We start from the raw sequence: 16,880 nt of genomic DNA on the forward strand, positions 1-16,880 counted from the left end.
ATGCTTGACACCAGCAATCCGTATGCGCTCAAAAAAACCGTTGCCACGGATTACGACACCACGATTCAGGCCATCAAGGCCGCGTTGGCAGAGCAGGGGTTTGGCATCCTGACCGAAATCGATGTGGCGGCCACGCTGAAAAAAAAGCTGAATGTGGATACTCCCCGGACCATCATTCTGGGGGCCTGCAATCCCAAGCTGGCCCATCGCGCCATGACCGCCGTGCCGGATGTGAGTGTTTTTCTGCCCTGCAACGTGGTGGTGCGGGAGAACGCCGACGGCGTGGTGGAGATCGTCGCCATGAATCCGGAAACCATGGGCCTGATGATCAATCATCCGGAGTTGTCCCAGGTGGCCGCCGAGGCGGATCAGAAAATCCGCACGGCCATGAACGCGGTGAATTGATCACAAGAGAGAGCGGGTCTGGGGGAGTCTTCCCCCATTGACCCTTCATTCTTCAATCCGGGATGGCGGGTTGTCGTCTGGCTTCCGCTTCTCGGATCCCCCCCCCGACTCAATCGTAGTTCAACTCCAGCACCTTCCCCGACAACCCTTCCTGCTGCTGAATGGTATGGGCCATGCGTTCGGCGGCGTCCCGGGCACGGTAGTTCATGCGTACCGAGTAGAATCGACGGTTTTTCTTCTGGGAGAGATGGACATAGGGATCCCGTCCATTGCCGGAGAGGGTCTGTTTGAGGCTGTCCGCCCCCTCCTGGGTGGTGAAGGAGCCGATTTGCACCACATACAGCTTGCCGACCGCGCGAAACGATTTTTCGGTGGCGACCCCGGTGATGTGTGGCAAGGGGGCGTTTTCCTTGGCTGCCGTTTTGGGAGCAGGCTTGGTGGGTTTTTCCTCGGTTTCCCCTTTGCGCTCTGCCGGGGGGCGGAGGCCGGATGGAACCGGTTTGGCGGGGAGGTTGGCAGGCTTGCTGGAGAGTTCCTCCTTTTCGCCGCCGTCGCCGGGGGGGATGATGGCGGCGGTGTGGCGGGCCGCTGATGGCAGGGGCGGTGGTGGTGGAGGGGGCGGTGGGAGTCGCGGGGGATCCCGGGGTTTGGCGGACTCTTCCGCATCGCCAGCCCCATCCGGGCCGGAGGTCGGACGGGAGGTCTTGTTGGCGGCCAGTGGGAGCGGGGTTGCGGGAGGGGTGGCTTTTTTGGCTTCGGTCCCGGCAGCCGGTTCGCTAGGCATGTCGACGGGTTGGGTTTCGGGAGCCGGAGCGGGAGCGTTGGCGCTCGCGGTTTTGGCAGTCTGATAGCGCTTGCGAAAGGCTTCGGGATCCGTCACCGGCGACCGGTTTCCCGGCAGCGGCGCCTCTGGGGAGGGCTTGGCCAGGGCGGCCAGCCCGGGTTCCGCCCGCTCGGGAATCGGTTGGGGCAAGGGGGTGTCGGAAGCCCGATTCGGCAAACTCGGCTCCCAGTAGCGTTTTTTGGGAGCCGGGGAGCGGTCGTCGGTTTTTTCCTCCGGGGATTTGGCATCCTTGGGGGGAGTGGGTTTGTCGGTTTTTTCGGTTTTGTCGGGTTTGGTCCCGGAACCGGGGGTTTCCGGCTGGACAATTCGGATGTAGGCGGAGCCTTCTCCGGAATCCCCTTTTTTGGCCACCGGTTTTTCGGACGGTTGCGAGGGAGAATCGAACAGGCCTGCCAGATATCCCGTGCCCGACACAAAAACCACACTGCCGGCCAGCAGGGCGACCCGGGTTTTGACGGGCAGGGTGGCCAGAAACGATCCCCGTTCCATGGGTTTGCCCATGGTCATGGCCAGCCGCACCATGGAGCGGGTGACCACTTTGGCGTTGCGTTGCCGCACCAGGGGCAGGACCCGTCTGAGGAGCAGATCGATCTTGAGTGGAATCCCCAGGGAATAGGCGTAGATTTCCATCCAGCCGAACCAGGAGACCCGCACCGGCCATCCCATGGACTTGTCCAGTTGAAAGGCCAGATAATCCCAGACCTCCCCCCGGGTCAGGGGGGTCACTTCGCAGCTGCCGACGATTTTGTCCGCCAGGTTGCGACCGGTTTCCGATTCCAGCAGGGAACGCAGTTCGGGTTGCCCGGACAGCAGCAACTGTACCGGTTTGATGCCCTCGGAGACGAAGCGGGCCATCATGTCCAGCCACGCCAGGGTTTCGGGGTTGAGCAGATGGGCCTGATCCACCACCAGCACCAGTTTGCGACCCATGGCGACCCGTTCTTCCATGGCATCCACCAGATCCTGCAAGGTCAGGGAGGGGTGATCCTCCTGAAAATCCGCCAGGGTCGGGACATCCGGGGCATGGGGATCCACCGGGGAGAGGGAACCGGATTCCCCTTTGACCAGTGTGGTAGCGGCGATGAGTTGTTGCAGGAATTCGGAGTCGGGCAGATCGGCGGATTGCACCATCGCCAGATCCCGGTTGTCCGGGATCATGCCGGGCAGTCGCTTGAGCAGGGAGCTTTTGCCGCTCCCTTCCACGCCTGTGAGGAGGATTACCCCTTCGGCCCGGAGCAGAGCGGCACGCAGCACACGCCAAATGGCGGCATGGCTTTTGGCGGAGAAAAATTGTGGACGGCGACCCGACTGCCGTTGGTCGGCAGAGCGGGAGGGCGCGGGAGTCGCTGGTCTGACCGCTTCCATGAGTTTTTTCTGTCGATGCCGATCATTGATCCTGGGTGGATACCATTCAACGCGGGCATCATAACAGAACCTGTCCGTTCAAGACAGTCAGAAAAGTGTATCGCTGCTCACGCGGCTGCCAAAGTATTTTCGTTTACGGGCAGGCTGTCGAGCAGTCCGGTGAGTTCGCCGACGGCCATGCCGATGGGAGAGCCGGCCACGTCGGCCCGTTCTTGTAATTCCTGAAAGAATCCACGTACATACCGCAGTCTTCTCGCGGGAATGTGTTGCAGATCCTCTTCCCAGCGGGTCAACAGGGAGATCCATCCCTGTACCGAAAGGGTTCCCGGAGGGGTGCCGATCATCTGGGCATCCCGCACCAGGGAGTGGCGCAAGGATTCGATCAGGGGGCGGGCGCAGTCGAGGCGCTCTTTTTCGAGATCCCGTTCCAGCTGCATGAGCGTGATCATGATCTCGGCCTGGGTCACGGAGTGTCGGGTTTGCATGGTGATTCCTTCCATCCAAAGCAAGGTATGGGTTTTTTAACGACGGGGTTCTTCGCCCCGTTCATCGGGGTGTGCAGAGGCCGGGGCCGGATCCGCGAGCGGATGGGCGGCACGGGCGTAAATCCGGAACGCTGCGTTGCCGGCCATGGACGATCGGACACGGGGCAGGGCAACGGTTGGCGCCATCAGGGTCCACGGCTCCGGTTCGGAGTCCAGAGCGGTCAACGCCGTCTCGCCGGATTCCGACGGGGCGGAGGTTTGTCCGTTCAAGGCGGCCAACTCCGCCGGGGAGCCGTTCATGAGGGCGGAGGGGCGTTCCTCCGACTCCGCCGGATCCTGCCGGGGGTTGACCGGGGATAAAAAATCACGAAAATGAATCCGTGCCTCACCGGATTTTCCGGTTTCCGCATCACCGCTGGTGGAGAGTCGTGTGGCATCCCGCCCCCAGGCGCGTGGTTGAACGGATGGCAACATGGACTCACTCATGGACTCTCTCTTTCGGGCTGACGGTCTGGAAAACAGGGCCGGGAGCGAAATTCCCGAGTTGCTGATAGTTAAAAAGCAACATTGATGCCAATCTATGTGCGCCACCTTCTTGTCAAGTGGATGAAATTCCTTCGCGCCGTGCTTTTGTCCGCTCCCGCAATCCAAAGCGATGTGCTAGAATCCCTCACCATGGGTTTTTTAAAATGGCATTACCCTTTCCATCACAACCCCGAGACAACGAGCACGCTCATGCACGATAAAGACGGAAAAATCTGGCTGGATGGACAACTCACCGAGTGGCGGGAGGCCAAGGTCCATGTCCTGACCCATACCCTGCATTATGGTCTCGGTGTCTTCGAGGGCATCCGTTGTTACCAGACCGACTCGGGACCGGCGGTTTTCCGGCTCGCCGAACATATTCATCGTCTGTTCGGCTCGGCCCATGTGTTGGGCATGACCATTCCTTATACCCGCGAAGCGCTTTCCGCCGCCTGTCTGGCGGTGCTCAAGGCCAATGGCCTGCAATCCGGCTATATCCGTCCGTTGGTTTTTTACGGCGCGGAGAGCATGGGACTCAATCCGGCCAAGTGTCATGTCCATGCCACCGTGGCCGCCTGGGAGTGGGGAGCCTATCTGGGAGAAGAGGGTATGGAACACGGCATCCGTGTCAAAACCTCTTCGTATACCCGTCACCATCCCAACATCACCATGACCCGCGCCAAAGGGGTAGGCAACTATCCCAACTCCATCCTGGCCAAGTCCGAAGCCATCGCCTGTGGATTCGACGAGGCCTTGCTGCTGGATCCGGAAGGGTTCGTCTCCGAAGGCTCGGGGGAGAACATCTTCATCTTGAAAAAAGGTCGTCTGATCACCCCGCCCCTGGATTCCGCCCTGGATGGCATCACCCGGGATACGGTGATCACCCTGGCCGCCGAGATGAACCTGCCGGTGATCGAGCAACGTTTTCCCAGAGATGAGGTGGTTTTGGCCGATGAGGCATTTTTTACCGGAACGGCGGCGGAAATCACCCCGATCCGGGAGCTGGATGGCCGCAAGATTGGCGTGGGTCACGCCGGTCCGGTCACCAAGGAGATCCAGAAACGGTTTTTCGATGTGGTGCAAGGACGCCATCCCGGACATCTGGGCTGGCTGACACGGGTGGAGTGACGCAAACATGGCTGAATTGCAATATATCTTTAGCATGCATCGGATGTGCAAGGCGGTTCCGCCGAATCGCGTCATCTTGCAAGACATCTCTTTGTCCTTTCTGCCCGGCGCCAAAATCGGCGTGTTGGGTCTCAACGGTTCGGGCAAGTCCACGCTGTTGCGCATCATGGCCGGGATCGATACCGACTTCACCGGCGAAGCCAAAGCCGCTCCCGGCGTTCGTGCCGGTTTCCTGCCCCAGGAACCCCAACTCGACCTCTCCAAGGATGTGCGGGGCAACGTGGAAGAGGGGGTGACCAACATCAAGGAACTGTTGCAACGTTTCAACGATGTGTCAGAACGTTTCGGTGATCCGGACGCGGACATGGATGCCCTGATCCAGGAACAAGGAGCCTTGCAGGAGGCCATCGATCATCTGGACGGCTGGGATCTGGACCGCAAGCTGGATATCGCCGCCGACGCCTTGCGTCTGCCTCCGTGGGATGCGGAGGTTTCCACCCTCTCCGGTGGGGAGAAGCGGCGTGTGGCATTGTGTCGTCTGTTGTTGTCCGCCCCGGACATGCTGCTGCTGGACGAACCCACCAACCATCTGGACGCCGAGTCCGTGGCCTGGCTGGAGCGTTATCTGCAAAGTTATCCGGGCACGGTGGTGGCGGTCACCCATGACCGCTACTTCCTCGACAACGCGGCGGGCTGGATTCTGGAACTGGACCGGGGTCGTGGCATTCCCTGGAAGGGCAACTACACCTCCTGGCTGGAACAAAAAGATGCCCGTCTGATCCAGGAAAAACGCGAAGACGAAGCCTTGCACAAGCGTTTGAGCGACGAATTGGCCTGGATCCGTTCCTCTCCCCGGGCCCGTCAGACCAAGAGCAAGGCCCGCGTCAACGCCTACGAGGAGTTGGCCGCCCGCACCCGCGAGGCCAGACGGGAGACCAGTACCCTGTTCATCCCCTCCGGTCCCCGTCTGGGTGGCAATGTGATCGAAGTCCAGGGACTCACCAAAGGGTTCGGCGGCAAGTTGTTGATGGAGGATCTCTCCTTCATTCTGCCCCGTGGCGGCATTCTCGGGGTGATCGGCGGCAACGGTTCCGGCAAGACCACCTTCTTGCGCATGCTCACCGGGGATCAAGAACCCGACTCGGGCCGCATCCTGTTGGGTGAGACGGTCAAACTGGCCTATGTGGATCAAAGCCGCAGCACCCTGAATCCCGAGAAATCCCTCTGGGAGTCGGTGAGCGGCGGGCTGGACATGCTGGATCTGGGTGGGCGGGAAATCAACTCCCGGACCTATGTCTCCTGGTTCAACTTCAAGGGTCAGGATCAGCAGAAAAAGGTCAAGGTGCTGTCCGGTGGCGAGCGCAACCGGGCCCATCTGGCCCTGGTACTCAAGCAGAACGGCAACCTGTTGCTGCTCGACGAACCCACCAACGATCTGGACGTGGAAACCCTGCAAGCCCTGGAAGACGCCCTCGCCGATTTCGCGGGCAGCGCGGTGGTGGTCTCCCATGACCGCTGGTTTCTGGATCGCATCGCCACCCACATCCTGGCCTTCGAGGGGGATTCGCGGGTGGTGTTTCTGGAGGGCAACTACCAGGAGTACGAAGCGGACCGCAAACGCCGTCTGGGCGCCGAGGCCGATCGTCCCCATCGGGTCCACTACAAGAAACTGGTGCATTGATCCGTCACGCGGGTTTTCCAGGGGGAGTCGTTTCCCTGGAAAACCTGTTGTGAAGCTGGATTTTTTTTTTCGTGGATCAATCGGGTCGATGCGATTTCAATCGTGACAAGATGGTTTGCGGAAACAATACAGAAATTCCCGATTGCCCGCCGGGCCGAGAATGGGTGAGGGGAGGGTGTGGATGGTGGTCAGGCCCAGTTTTTCCCCCACGGCCAACGCTTGATCGATGGCCTGCTGGTGGTGTCGGGGGTCGGTGACCACGCCCCCTTTGGGGATCTGTTCCCGGGGGAGTTCAAATTGGGGTTTGACCAAAGCCACCCCCACGCCCCCGTCCCGCAGACAGGCCACCGCCGGAGGCAGCGCCAGGGTCAACGCGATGAAACTGATGTCGGTGGTGAGAAAATCCACCGGTTCGGGCAGATCCTTGGGTTGCAGATGACGGATGTTGCAGCGGTCCATGACCACCACCCGGGGATCCTGCAATAACTTCCAGGCCAGTTGACCATAGCCCACGTCCAGGGCGAAGACCCGCGCCGCGCCACGGGACAGCAACAGATCGGTGAATCCCCCGGTGGAAGCCCCCACATCCAGACAGATCAGACCGGTGACATCCAGTCCGCATCCGTCCAGGGCCGCTTCCAGCTTGAGCGCCCCGCGGGAGACCCAGGGCAGGGGCGGATCCTTGAGGCGGATCGGCGCGTCATCCGCAATCAGGCTGCCGGGCTTGAGGCTGGGCCGGTCGCAGACCAGTACCTTGCCGGTCATGATCAATCCCCGGGCGGTGGCTTCGTCGGGAACCAGTCCCCGGGCGATCAGCAGACGATCCAACCGTTGGGCCATGGCTGGCCGCCTCCGTGGGGACTATCGGGACAACAGTTTTTTGACACGTTGCACCAGACCCTCCACGTTCAGTTCCAACTCGGCCCGCAGTTCCGCCTGGGTGCCGTGGGGAATGAACCGGTCCGGCAGACCCCAGTTGCGGATCTTCAATCCGGTGTCCAGCAGGCCATCTTCCGCCAGAAATTCCAGCACCGCCGCGCCGAATCCCCCCAAGGTGGTGTTTTCCTCCAAGGTGACCAGGGCCTGGCTTTGGGCGGCGTGGCGCAACAGGGCCGTATCCAACGGTTTGACGAAACGGGCGTCGAACACTCCGGCCTGGATGCCTTCTTGTTCCAGTTGCAAGGCGGCCTGCAACGCCACATGCACCGGTTGGCCCACAGCCACCAAAGCCACGTCACCGCCTTCCCGCAGGGTGCGTCCCACCCCCACGGACAGGGTCCGGATCGGTTCGGGGGGGAGGTTCATGGCCGTGCCGCGGGGATAGCGCAACGCCACCGGTTTGCCCAGGGCAATGGCGGTGGCGAGCATGTGGCGCAGTTCGTTTTCGTCCGCCGGGGCCATGATCACCAGTTCGGGAATGGCCCGCAGAAAGGTCAGGTCATAGGCTCCGGTATGGGTGGGACCGTCGGCCCCCACCAGTCCGGCCCGATCCAGGGCGAATACCACCGGCAGCTTTTGCAGCACCACGTCGTGAATCAGTTGATCATAGGCCCGTTGCAAAAAGGTCGAGTAGATCGCCACCACCGGGATGTAACCCTCGCAGGCCAGACCGGCGGCGAAGGTGACCGCGTGCTGTTCGGCGATGCCCACGTCGAAGAAGCGATCCGGGAACTGCTCGCTGAAATCGTTGAGTCCGGTCCCTTCCGGCATGGCGGCGGTGATGGCCATGATTTTGGGATTTTTCCGGCCCAACTCCACCAGGGTTTCGGAGAAGACCTGGGTGTAAGAGGGGGTCACATCCCGGGCGGGCATCACCCCTTGGCGACGGTCGAAGGGGTTGACCCCGTGATAGGTGCAGGGATTGTTTTCCGCGGGGGTGAACCCTTTGCCTTTTTTGGTCACCACATGCACCAGGATCGGTCCCGGCAACTGCCGCACGTTGCGCAAGGTGGGCAGCAACTGGTTGAAATCATGGCCGTCGATGGGGCCGAAGTAATCGAAACCCAACTCCTCGAACAAGGTGCCCGGGGTGAGCATGCCTTTGACATGTTCTTCGGCCTTGCGGGCCGCGTCCAGCAGTGGTGGGGAGATGCGACCCAGCATCCGTCCGGTTCCCCCCTTGATGCGGGTGTACATCTGTCCGCTCATGATGCGGCTCAGATAGGCGGAAAAAGCCCCCACATTGGCCGAAATCGACATGTCGTTGTCGTTGAGGATCACGATCAGATTGACCTGCTTTTGATACTCGCCGCCATTGTTGAGAGCCTCGAACACCATGCCCGCCGTCATGGCCCCATCGCCGATGACCGCGATGGCGTGACGCTTGTTGCCCTGGTGACGGCTGGCCATGGCCATGCCCAGCGCCGCCGAGATGGACGTGGAGGAGTGTCCGGCCCCGAAGGGATCATAGGGGCTTTCCGTGCGGTTGGTGAATCCGGAAAGTCCATGGCGTTGCCGCAGGGTGGCCATGCGTTCCCGTCGTCCGGTGAGGATCTTGTGGGGATAGGATTGATGGCCCACATCCCAGATGAGTCGATCTTCCGGAGTGTCGAAGATGTAATGCAGGGCGATGGTGAGTTCCACCACTCCGAGGCTGGCTCCGAGATGGCCTCCGGTCTTGGAGACGGTCTCGATGGTGAAGTCGCGCAATTCGTCCGCCAACTGGCGCAACGCCGATTCCGGGAGGTTGCGCAGTTGACGGGGTTCTTGAATGGATTGCAGCAATGGATGCATGAATCGCTCGTTTGTCAGTGGGTCCGGTCCAGCAGGAGGGTGACCAGGGCACGCAACGGATCGGCTGCCGAGGAAAAGGGTGAAAGAGCCTCCAGGGCTGCGTTCACCATGTTTTGCGCCTCTTGTCGGGCCTGGGTGATGCCCATCAGGGCTGGATAGGACGCCTTGTTGTGTTTCTGGTCGTTGCCGGGTTGTTTGCCCATGATCAGGGGATCCCCCACCACATCCAGGATGTCGTCGGTGATCTGAAAGGCCAGTCCGAAGGCCTCGCCGAAGCGGTTGAGACGGCGGACCTGGTTTTCGTCGCCGCCGCCGAGCCGGGCACCGATCAGACAACAGGACCGCAGCAGGGCGCCGGTCTTGTGAATGTGGATGTTTTGCAGTTCCGCCAGGGTGGTTTCCTGGTCTTCGGCCTGGATGTCGAGCATCTGCCCGCCCACCATGCCATGAATGCCCGCATCCCGGGCCAATTGGGCGATCATGGCCAATACCGCCCCATCGTTTTGTCCGGGGACCGGGGTGGCGGCCAACTCGAAGGCCAAAGTCAGCAGGGCGTCTCCGGCCAGAATCGCCGTGGCCTCGTCGAATGCCTTGTGGCAGGTGGGCACCCCTCGGCGCAGGTCATCGTCGTCCATGGCGGGCAGATCGTCATGGATCAAAGAGTAGGTGTGGATGCACTCCAGGGCGCAGGCCATGGGCAGCAGAGGCCCGATGCTTCCCCCCACGGCTTCGGCTGCGGCCAGCACCAGAATCGGTCGCAACCGTTTGCCTCCACCCCCCAACAGGCTGTGGCGGATCGCGGCGTTGAGCCGTTGCGGCGGGCGACTGGCGGACGGGACATGAGCATCCAGATGTTTTTCCACCAGCAGTTTGCGGTCATCCAGATAGTGTTGCAGTTCCAGGGGGGTCATCACTGGCCCAACCCCTGGCCGGGATTGCCCAGCAACTCTTCGATCCGTTTTTCGGCAGCGTCCAGACGCAACTGGCAATGCCGGGAGAGATTCATGCCCTCTTCAAAGGCGGTCAATCCTTCTTCCAGGGGAAGATCCCCTTTTTCCAGGCGGGAGACCACCTCTTCCAGACGGCTTAAGGATCGCTCGAAATCGAGTGATGTCATCGTGTTCATGCGTGTTTCCCCCCGCGCTCCATCCGGATCGGATCCCTATAAATAAAGAAAGTATAACATCGCGGGTGTCCGGAATCAATCGCCGTGATGGTCATTCGGCGACTGGATGTCCATGGCGGATGCCCGGCAGTCCCATGGGATCCACCCGGTCGCCCCGTACCAGCACCCCCCAATGGAGATGGGGACCGGTGGCCCGACCGGTCATGCCGACGGTTCCCAGAGTGGCGCCCGCCTCCACCCAATCCCCTTCTTTGACCTGCATGTGTTCCAGATGGGCATACAGGGAGACCACCCCATGGCCGTGATGCACCACCAGGGTGTTGCCGGTGAAGAAATAGTCCCGACCCGCCAAAACCACGGTGCCGGGAGCGATGGTGGTCACCGGGGTGCCGGCGGCAGCGGCGATGTCCACCCCGTTGTGGCGTTTGCGCGGCTGACCGTTGAGAACCCGGCGACTGCCGAATACCCCGGAAAAGCGTCCCAGAACCGGTTGCTTGAATCCATGCTCGAAACCGGTGCGTCCTTCCCGGACTTTCAGGGCGGCGGCGATGGTTTCGGTTTCTCGGGTGGCGCGGGTCATGTCGGGCTGATCCAGATCGACCTTTTTCTTGGGCAGGTCGATGCGTTCTTCCTTGTAGGCGCGTTTGGGAATGGTCAAGGTGCGGGTCAGGGTTTCGGGAGGGGCGCCCGTGGGGGTGATCACCACCTGAAGCGTGATCCGTTCCGGTTGTTTTTCCATGTCCACAGCGACCATGGCCTGTCCCTGGGGGGTGATCGGGAACGGTTGCCGGTCCAGCGAGCCGCTCAGTTTGGCTCCTTGCGGGAAACCTTTCACGGTCAACAACACCGCCATGCCCGGCTGCAGATCACCGGACAACTCCAGCGTGGCGGCGGAGACCGCAACAGGACACAGCGTCCACCACATCAGAGCGCACAACAGCGGGAAACGCATGCGAAGAATCAGCATTTAAGGCTCCTTGACCCCGGTGACCTGGACCGTGAGGGTTCCGGAGGCCAGGGTCACCCGCAGGGTGGTTCCGGGTGGAAAAAGCGTAGCGTCACGCGCGATGGTACCGTGTTCATCTTGGACCAGGGCGTAACCCCGCGTCAATACGTGCAACGGGGAGATGGCGGTCAGACGTGCGTTCAGCAGTCGGAGGCGGTCCTGGTGATGTTTCAGCCCTTGGCGCGTCTGGGAGATGAGTCTGGTTTCCAGATGGTGGAGCCGGGTCCCCCGCAACATCAATGGTTTTCCATTCCCCCATCCCGCGAGTCGGGCCGCCAGATGCTCGGTGGTCTGCCGACGCCTTGCGATCAGACGGTGCAGGGCCAACAGCAGTCGCTGTTGCAGTTCGTCGCAGCGCAGGCGGGCCTGCTCGATGCGGCGGCGGGGATGCACCAGTCGGGCGCGCAGGGAAGCGAGGCGCTCTTGTCGGGTTTGAATTCGGGCTATGACCACGGCCAGCAGTCGGGTTTGCAGTCCGTTCAGACGGGTGGCGAGCATGGCCATTTCCGGCATGGCCATTTCAGCGGCGGCGGAGGGAGTCGAGGCCCGGGCGTCCGCCGCCAGATCCGCCAGGGTTACGTCAATTTCATGACCCACCGCCGAAATCACCGGAATGGGGCAGTGGGCGATGGCCCGCACCACGATTTCGGCGTTGAAGGCGGCCAGATCCTCTGCGGAGCCTCCCCCGCGACCACACAGGATCACCTCGGCCCGGTCATCTGCGGCCAGTCGTTGCAAAGCCTGCACGATCTCTTCCGGCGCCCCTTCCCCCTGGACGCGGGCATGGGCCAGGATCAGATGATAGGCGGGAAAACGGCGGTCCAGGGTGCGGGTGATGTCGTGAATGGCCGCCCCGGAAGCCGAGGTCACCACCCCCACCGCCCGGGGCAGAAACGGCAAGGGCCGCTTGCGACTCACCTCGAATACCCCTTCGGCGGTCAATTTGGCATGCAGGGCCAACAGCTTTTCCCGTTCCCCCCCCGCGCCATCGGGCCGCAACCCCTCGACCACCCATTGATATTCGCCCCGCGGGGTGTAGACGGAAATCCGCCCCGTGGTCACCACCGCATCCCCGGAGCGGGGCAGGGTGGGAATGCGCATTCGGGTGGTCTTCCAGATCACCGCCCGAATGCGGGATTGGGCATCCACCAAGGAGAAATAGACATGCCCCGACGGGGCGATCTTCCAATCCGCGATCTCTCCGCGCACCTGAAGATAGGGATATTCCTCCTCCAGCAGGTCACGGATCTCCTCGTTGAGTTGGGAGACGGTCAGGCAGGTGGCGAATCCGGTCACGTTTTTTTCCACACGGTTTCAGCTCTCATCGTCGAACAATTGGCGCAGCCATTTTGAAAAAGTCTGGGCCGTGGGGGTGTCGGGTTGCAAGGCGTGTTGGGTGATGGAACGGCCCAAGGGGGAACCCGGCTCCTTTTGCCAAGCCAGATAGGTGTGAATTTCGGCTTTGCGGCGATGAATGGGGTTGAAGCGTGCGATTTCTTGCGTTTCTGCCAGAGTCACGCACGCTTGCGCCAGTTGGATCGCGTCGTGAGGTGCCATTTCCAGCAAAAAATCTTCGAGTCGGCCGGGGTCTGCGTTGTTGGGCATGATCCAGATGCCCAGCCTGGGCAGCTCCGCAGTGGTGAGGATGGTGCCATCGGGGCCCGGTTTTTCCGGTATGGTATACGCTCCAAGATCCATGAGTTTCTGGATCTCTTGCCAGCGAAAATCCGCCGCTGCCTCGTCGGCATCCAGCACCAGACCGATTTTGTGTTTTGATTTATGAATCGGACTCTCCGTAGGAGCCCGAAGCAGACCATCCGCATACTCCAGAACTTGTGTGTCGCTGCCGCATTCATGGATGCCGAACGTTTGGGGAATTTTGAAATGAGCGCACAAGGCCATGATTACATGACAATCATTGGTCCCTTCGACAAGCAGCACCTGGGCGCCTTTGTGTGTGCAGGGATCCCCCATCAACGCATCTCCACCTGGGATTTCAAGGCGTTGCCGAGGGTCTTCAAAGAATAGGGCATGACCTTGGCCCCTTCTTCCGGATCGGCATCCAGGCGAAAGAAGGCGCCTTCCTCGGGATTTTCCAGCCAAGCCTCATGAAATCCCGCGATGCAGTCTTTGCTGTGGGTGGTGGCGAAGACCTGGATGTTCAATTGCTGGGATAGATGGAAGATGATTTTCCATAATTTGGGGTGGACAGACCAGTGGAGACCGTTTTCGGCTTCGTCGATCAACAGAACACCCTCTTTTGCATTGACCATGGCCAGAATGATATGCAGGATTCTGACTGCGCCATCACCGAGGCTTTTCAGGGGGATTCTGTCATAGGAATGACCAATCCGGACGGCAGGTATTCTTCTGTCTTCCAGGTCTGTTGTAACAGAAAAAGTCAGGCCTGTTATTTGATCGTTGATAAAATTGAGAGCTTGAATGACGTGTTCTTCAAGTGGGGTCAGGGTGATTTCATCCCACAGGCGAGCGGTGATATTCTTGTCAAGAAAGCCGTATGAATCCAAATGATGCAATTTTTGACTGTAACCGTAACCGTCTCTTGCATAAATGGGTTGCCCTTTATTCTTCGATTGGTTGATCGGGGATATGGGATTGAATTTTCCTTCACGACTGGACATGAGAAAGATATAATCTTCATTGTCTGATGTGATGAAGATCTGATTGTTTTTTTCGATTGTTTTTCTTGTGCAGATTTGGAGCAGGTTTGTTTGATCTGCCTTTCCAATTTGAATGCCATCTTCAGACGTGGGGGGAAAGGCGCGTCCTCTGAAAAGGTGTCTGAACGGGTTGTTCTTCAGGCCGTTTTCCAGATCCAGGTAATCTGCCTGATTGGGGTATTTGTCTTCATTTCTTGAGGCGATCAAGTCGGCCAACAACCGCTGATGGCCGTTTCCAAAGTAGATGTTCAACGCCTCCAGCAGACAACTCTTTCCGCTGCCATTTTTTCCGGAGAACAGATTGACCATCCCCAATCGTTTGATTTTGAGTTCACGAAACAGCCTGAAATTGGCAATATAGAGCGAGTCCAACATTTTTTTTCCTCACTTCAAACGCGTTGCGGCATCAGGCAGCTTTTGGCCTGCAACTCTTCGGTCAGCACGCGGATGTTTTCCGTGTAGTCCACCGGCACATCGATCAAGTGGACCCCACCCGACGCCAGACAGGTTTGCAGCAGGGGAAAGAGTTCGTCGGCGGTCATGACCCGGTGGCCGTGGGCGCCGTAGCTTTGGGCGTAGAGCACGAAGTCGGGATTGGAGAAATTCAGGCCGTAATCCGGCAGTCCCATGCTTTCTTGTTTCCAGCGGATCATGCCGTAGGCGTCGTCCCGCAGGATCAGGATCACCAGATCCTGTTTCAGGCGGACGGCGGTTTCCATTTCCTGGGAGTTCATCATGAAGCCGCCGTCGCCGCACACCGCCACCACCTTGCGTTCCGGGTGGACCATCTTGGCCGCGATGGCCGAGGGCAGACCCGTGCCCATGCTGGCCAGGGCGTTGTCGAGCAGCACCGTGTTTTGCTGATGGGCCGGATAGTTGCGAGCGATCCAGAGTTTGTACATGCCGTTGTCCAGCGCCAGAATGCCGTCACTGGGCATGGCGCGGCGCAGATCTCGCACCACCCGTTGGGGCAGGAGGGGGTAGTTGTTCGCATCGCCCCGGTCCAAGACGTGTTGGGCGTGATCCGCGCCCACTTGATGAAAATAGGAAAAATCCCACTCCGGGGAGGGAATCAACAAGCGGGTCAACGCCTCGATGCCCCGGGAAATGTCGCCCACCACCTCCAGTCCCGGGAAATAGACATCATCGATCTGGGCGGCGGTGAAGTTGATGTGGATCACATCCGCCGAGCCGTCGTGTCCCATGATGGCCGGGGGTTTTTCGGTGACATCGTGGCCCACGGCGATGATCAGGTCGGCCCAGTCGATGGCGCAGTGGAGATAATCCCCGTCGGTGAGGGCGGCGGTGCCCAGATAGCCGGGACGGCTTTCGTCCACCACACCCTTGCCCATCTGGGTGGAGACGAAGGGAATGCCGGTCTTGTCCACAAAGGCGGTGAGGCTGGCGGAGACCTGTTTGCGATTGGCGCCGGCGGCGATCAGCAACAAGGGACGTTTGGCCATGGCGATGCGTTCGGCGGCGGCGATGATCGCTTCGGGATCCGGGGCGGCGCGCCGTGAGGTGACCTTGCGCAAGGGGGTGGCTTCGGTGTATTCCCTGGCGATGTCTTCGGGCAGTTCCAGATGGGTGGCGCCGGGTCGTTCCTCTTCGGCCCGCTTGAAGGCCTCCCGCACCAACGAGGGAATCTTGTCCGCCGAGGGGATCTGTTCGGCCAATTTGGTGATGGGGCGCATGGTGCCCACCACGTCGATGATCTGAAAGCGGCCCTGTTTGCTTTTTTTGATGGGTTTTTGTCCGGTGATGGCCACCAGTGGCATGCCGCCGAGCTGGGCATAGGCCACGCCGGTGATCAGATTGGTGGCTCCCGGCCCCAGGGTGGAGAGTACCACCCCTGCCTTGCCGGTCAAACGTCCGAAGGTGGCCGCCATGAAGGCCGCCGCCTGTTCGTGACGGGTGAGTACCAGTTCGATGGACGAGGCGCGCAACGATTCCAAAAGATCCAGGTTCTCTTCTCCCGGCACACCAAAGATGCGTTCCACACCTTCGGCCTCCAGACACTGGACAAACAGATCGGCGGCCTTGATGGACTCTTTTTTGGAGGATTGGTCGGGTTGGGACATGGGAGTTCTCCAAAGTTGGCGGGGTGGATGGCATCAGTGTATACGAATCGTTGGATCCATGAGAAGTCTATTCCTGTGACCCTGGCCATGACCGGGGCTTCCGGCGCGCCTTACGGGTTGCGGCTGTTGGCGCGGCTGTTGGCCGCCGGGTACCGGGTGGATCTGCTGATCTCGGACGCGGGGCGGGAGGTGATTCGTCAGGAGTGCGCTCTGGAGTTGCCGGAGCATGGCCCGGAGTGGACCAAGAGGCTTGCGGATTACCTGAACCGGGAAACCGGATCGGCGCTTTCGTTGGAGGGACTGCGCCATTATGCCAGAAACGACTGGTATGCCCCCATGGCCTCGGGTTCCACCGGTCCCAGGGCCATGGTGGTGTGTCCGTGTTCCATGGGTTCGCTGGCGGCCATGGCGCGGGGACTTTCGGACAACCTGATCGAACGGGCCGCCGACGTGGCCTTGAAAGAAGGATGGCCTGTGATCCTGGTCCCCCGGGAAACCCCGCTGTCGGTGATCCATTTGGAAAACTTGCTGACCCTGGCCCGGGCCGGAGCGGTGATCCTGCCGGCGGCGCCCGGATTTTATCATGTACCGGAAAGCGTGGGACAACTGGTGGATTTTGTGGTGGATCGGATCTTGGTCCGACTCGGGGTGCCGGTGGAGCCAAATCCCAATGGATGGTCCAGCAGGTAGACCGATGGTGATTTCAGTGTGTTTTTGTTGCAGGAAGGTTTGATTCCCCGCGCTTCGGTGGTAAACTGACCCTTACCTTGTGATCCACACACGACAAACATTTCCGGGTTTGCGAGAGTCATCATGAAGA

General features: G+C 60.4%; 16 protein-coding genes. 4 read left to right on the forward strand and 12 right to left on the reverse strand.

Annotation, left to right across the window (positions count from 1 at the left end):
* Nucleotides 1-405, forward strand: coding sequence for a DUF302 domain-containing protein (locus HQL98_00295; GenBank protein ID MBF0270499.1), 405 nt, complete (start codon nt 1-3; stop codon nt 403-405).
* A gap of 109 nt (nt 406-514) precedes the next feature.
* Here the strand turns inward: HQL98_00295 and HQL98_00300 are convergent, their stop codons facing one another.
* The 3 genes from HQL98_00300 to HQL98_00310 all read right to left on the reverse strand — a co-directional run bounded on the left by HQL98_00300 (nt 515) and on the right by HQL98_00310 (nt 3,585).
* Complete coding sequence (locus HQL98_00300) at nt 515-2,614, reverse strand: AAA family ATPase (protein ID MBF0270500.1); 2,100 nt, start codon at nt 2,612-2,614, stop codon at nt 515-517.
* Between the two features lie 107 nt (nt 2,615-2,721).
* Nucleotides 2,722-3,099, reverse strand: a complete 378-nt coding sequence (locus HQL98_00305) for a hypothetical protein (GenBank protein ID MBF0270501.1) — start codon at nt 3,097-3,099, stop codon at nt 2,722-2,724.
* A 36-nt stretch (nt 3,100-3,135) separates the two neighbouring features.
* Complete coding sequence (locus tag HQL98_00310; protein MBF0270502.1) at nt 3,136-3,585, reverse strand: hypothetical protein; 450 nt, start codon at nt 3,583-3,585, stop codon at nt 3,136-3,138.
* A gap of 249 nt (nt 3,586-3,834) precedes the next feature.
* Here HQL98_00310 and HQL98_00315 point away from each other — a divergent pair, with 249 nt between their 5' ends.
* Together HQL98_00315 and ettA are read left to right on the forward strand one after the other, a co-directional pair.
* The gene (locus HQL98_00315; GenBank protein MBF0270503.1) at nt 3,835-4,752 is read left to right on the forward strand and encodes a branched-chain amino acid transaminase; all 918 of its coding nucleotides are present in this window, start codon (nt 3,835-3,837) and stop codon (nt 4,750-4,752) included.
* 7 nt (nt 4,753-4,759) lie between these two features.
* Nucleotides 4,760-6,433 carry an energy-dependent translational throttle protein EttA gene (gene ettA / locus HQL98_00320; protein MBF0270504.1) on the forward strand — a complete coding sequence of 558 codons (1,674 nt, stop codon included), beginning with the start codon at nt 4,760-4,762 and terminating at the stop codon, nt 6,431-6,433.
* A gap of 96 nt (nt 6,434-6,529) precedes the next feature.
* Here the strand turns inward: ettA and HQL98_00325 are convergent, their stop codons facing one another.
* The 9 genes from HQL98_00325 to HQL98_00365 all read right to left on the reverse strand — a co-directional run bounded on the left by HQL98_00325 (nt 6,530) and on the right by HQL98_00365 (nt 16,024).
* The gene (locus HQL98_00325) at nt 6,530-7,273 is read right to left on the reverse strand and encodes a TlyA family RNA methyltransferase (GenBank protein MBF0270505.1); all 744 of its coding nucleotides are present in this window, start codon (nt 7,271-7,273) and stop codon (nt 6,530-6,532) included.
* Nucleotides 7,274-7,294: 21 nt separating this feature from the next.
* Nucleotides 7,295-9,166, reverse strand: a complete 1,872-nt coding sequence (gene dxs, locus HQL98_00330; GenBank protein MBF0270506.1) for a 1-deoxy-D-xylulose-5-phosphate synthase — start codon at nt 9,164-9,166, stop codon at nt 7,295-7,297.
* A 14-nt stretch (nt 9,167-9,180) separates the two neighbouring features.
* The gene (locus tag HQL98_00335; protein MBF0270507.1) at nt 9,181-10,068 is read right to left on the reverse strand and encodes a polyprenyl synthetase family protein; all 888 of its coding nucleotides are present in this window, start codon (nt 10,066-10,068) and stop codon (nt 9,181-9,183) included.
* 8 nt (nt 10,069-10,076) lie between these two features.
* Entirely contained in the window at nt 10,077-10,283 is a 207-nt protein-coding gene (gene xseB / locus HQL98_00340) for an exodeoxyribonuclease VII small subunit (protein MBF0270508.1), read from the reverse strand.
* Nucleotides 10,284-10,383: 100 nt separating this feature from the next.
* On the reverse strand, nt 10,384-11,259 hold the full coding sequence (locus HQL98_00345) for a M23 family metallopeptidase (GenBank protein MBF0270509.1): 876 nt from the start codon (nt 11,257-11,259) through the stop codon (nt 10,384-10,386).
* Complete coding sequence (gene xseA / locus HQL98_00350; protein ID MBF0270510.1) at nt 11,260-12,594, reverse strand: exodeoxyribonuclease VII large subunit; 1,335 nt, start codon at nt 12,592-12,594, stop codon at nt 11,260-11,262. It abuts the gene before it with no gap.
* Between the two features lie 18 nt (nt 12,595-12,612).
* Entirely contained in the window at nt 12,613-13,272 is a 660-nt protein-coding gene (locus HQL98_00355; GenBank protein ID MBF0270511.1) for a hypothetical protein, read from the reverse strand.
* Complete coding sequence (locus HQL98_00360; GenBank protein ID MBF0270512.1) at nt 13,272-14,354, reverse strand: AAA family ATPase; 1,083 nt, start codon at nt 14,352-14,354, stop codon at nt 13,272-13,274. Before HQL98_00360 ends, HQL98_00355 begins: the two co-directional genes overlap by 1 nt.
* A gap of 14 nt (nt 14,355-14,368) precedes the next feature.
* Entirely contained in the window at nt 14,369-16,024 is a 1,656-nt protein-coding gene (locus HQL98_00365; protein MBF0270513.1) for an acetolactate synthase large subunit, read from the reverse strand.
* A gap of 63 nt (nt 16,025-16,087) precedes the next feature.
* Here HQL98_00365 and HQL98_00370 point away from each other — a divergent pair, with 63 nt between their 5' ends.
* Nucleotides 16,088-16,750, forward strand: a complete 663-nt coding sequence (locus HQL98_00370; protein ID MBF0270514.1) for a UbiX family flavin prenyltransferase — start codon at nt 16,088-16,090, stop codon at nt 16,748-16,750.
* Nucleotides 16,751-16,880 lie beyond the last annotated feature (130 nt).

The organism is Magnetococcales bacterium (assembly GCA_015231755.1).
Lineage (GTDB): Bacteria > Pseudomonadota > Magnetococcia > Magnetococcales > Magnetaquicoccaceae > Magnetaquiglobus.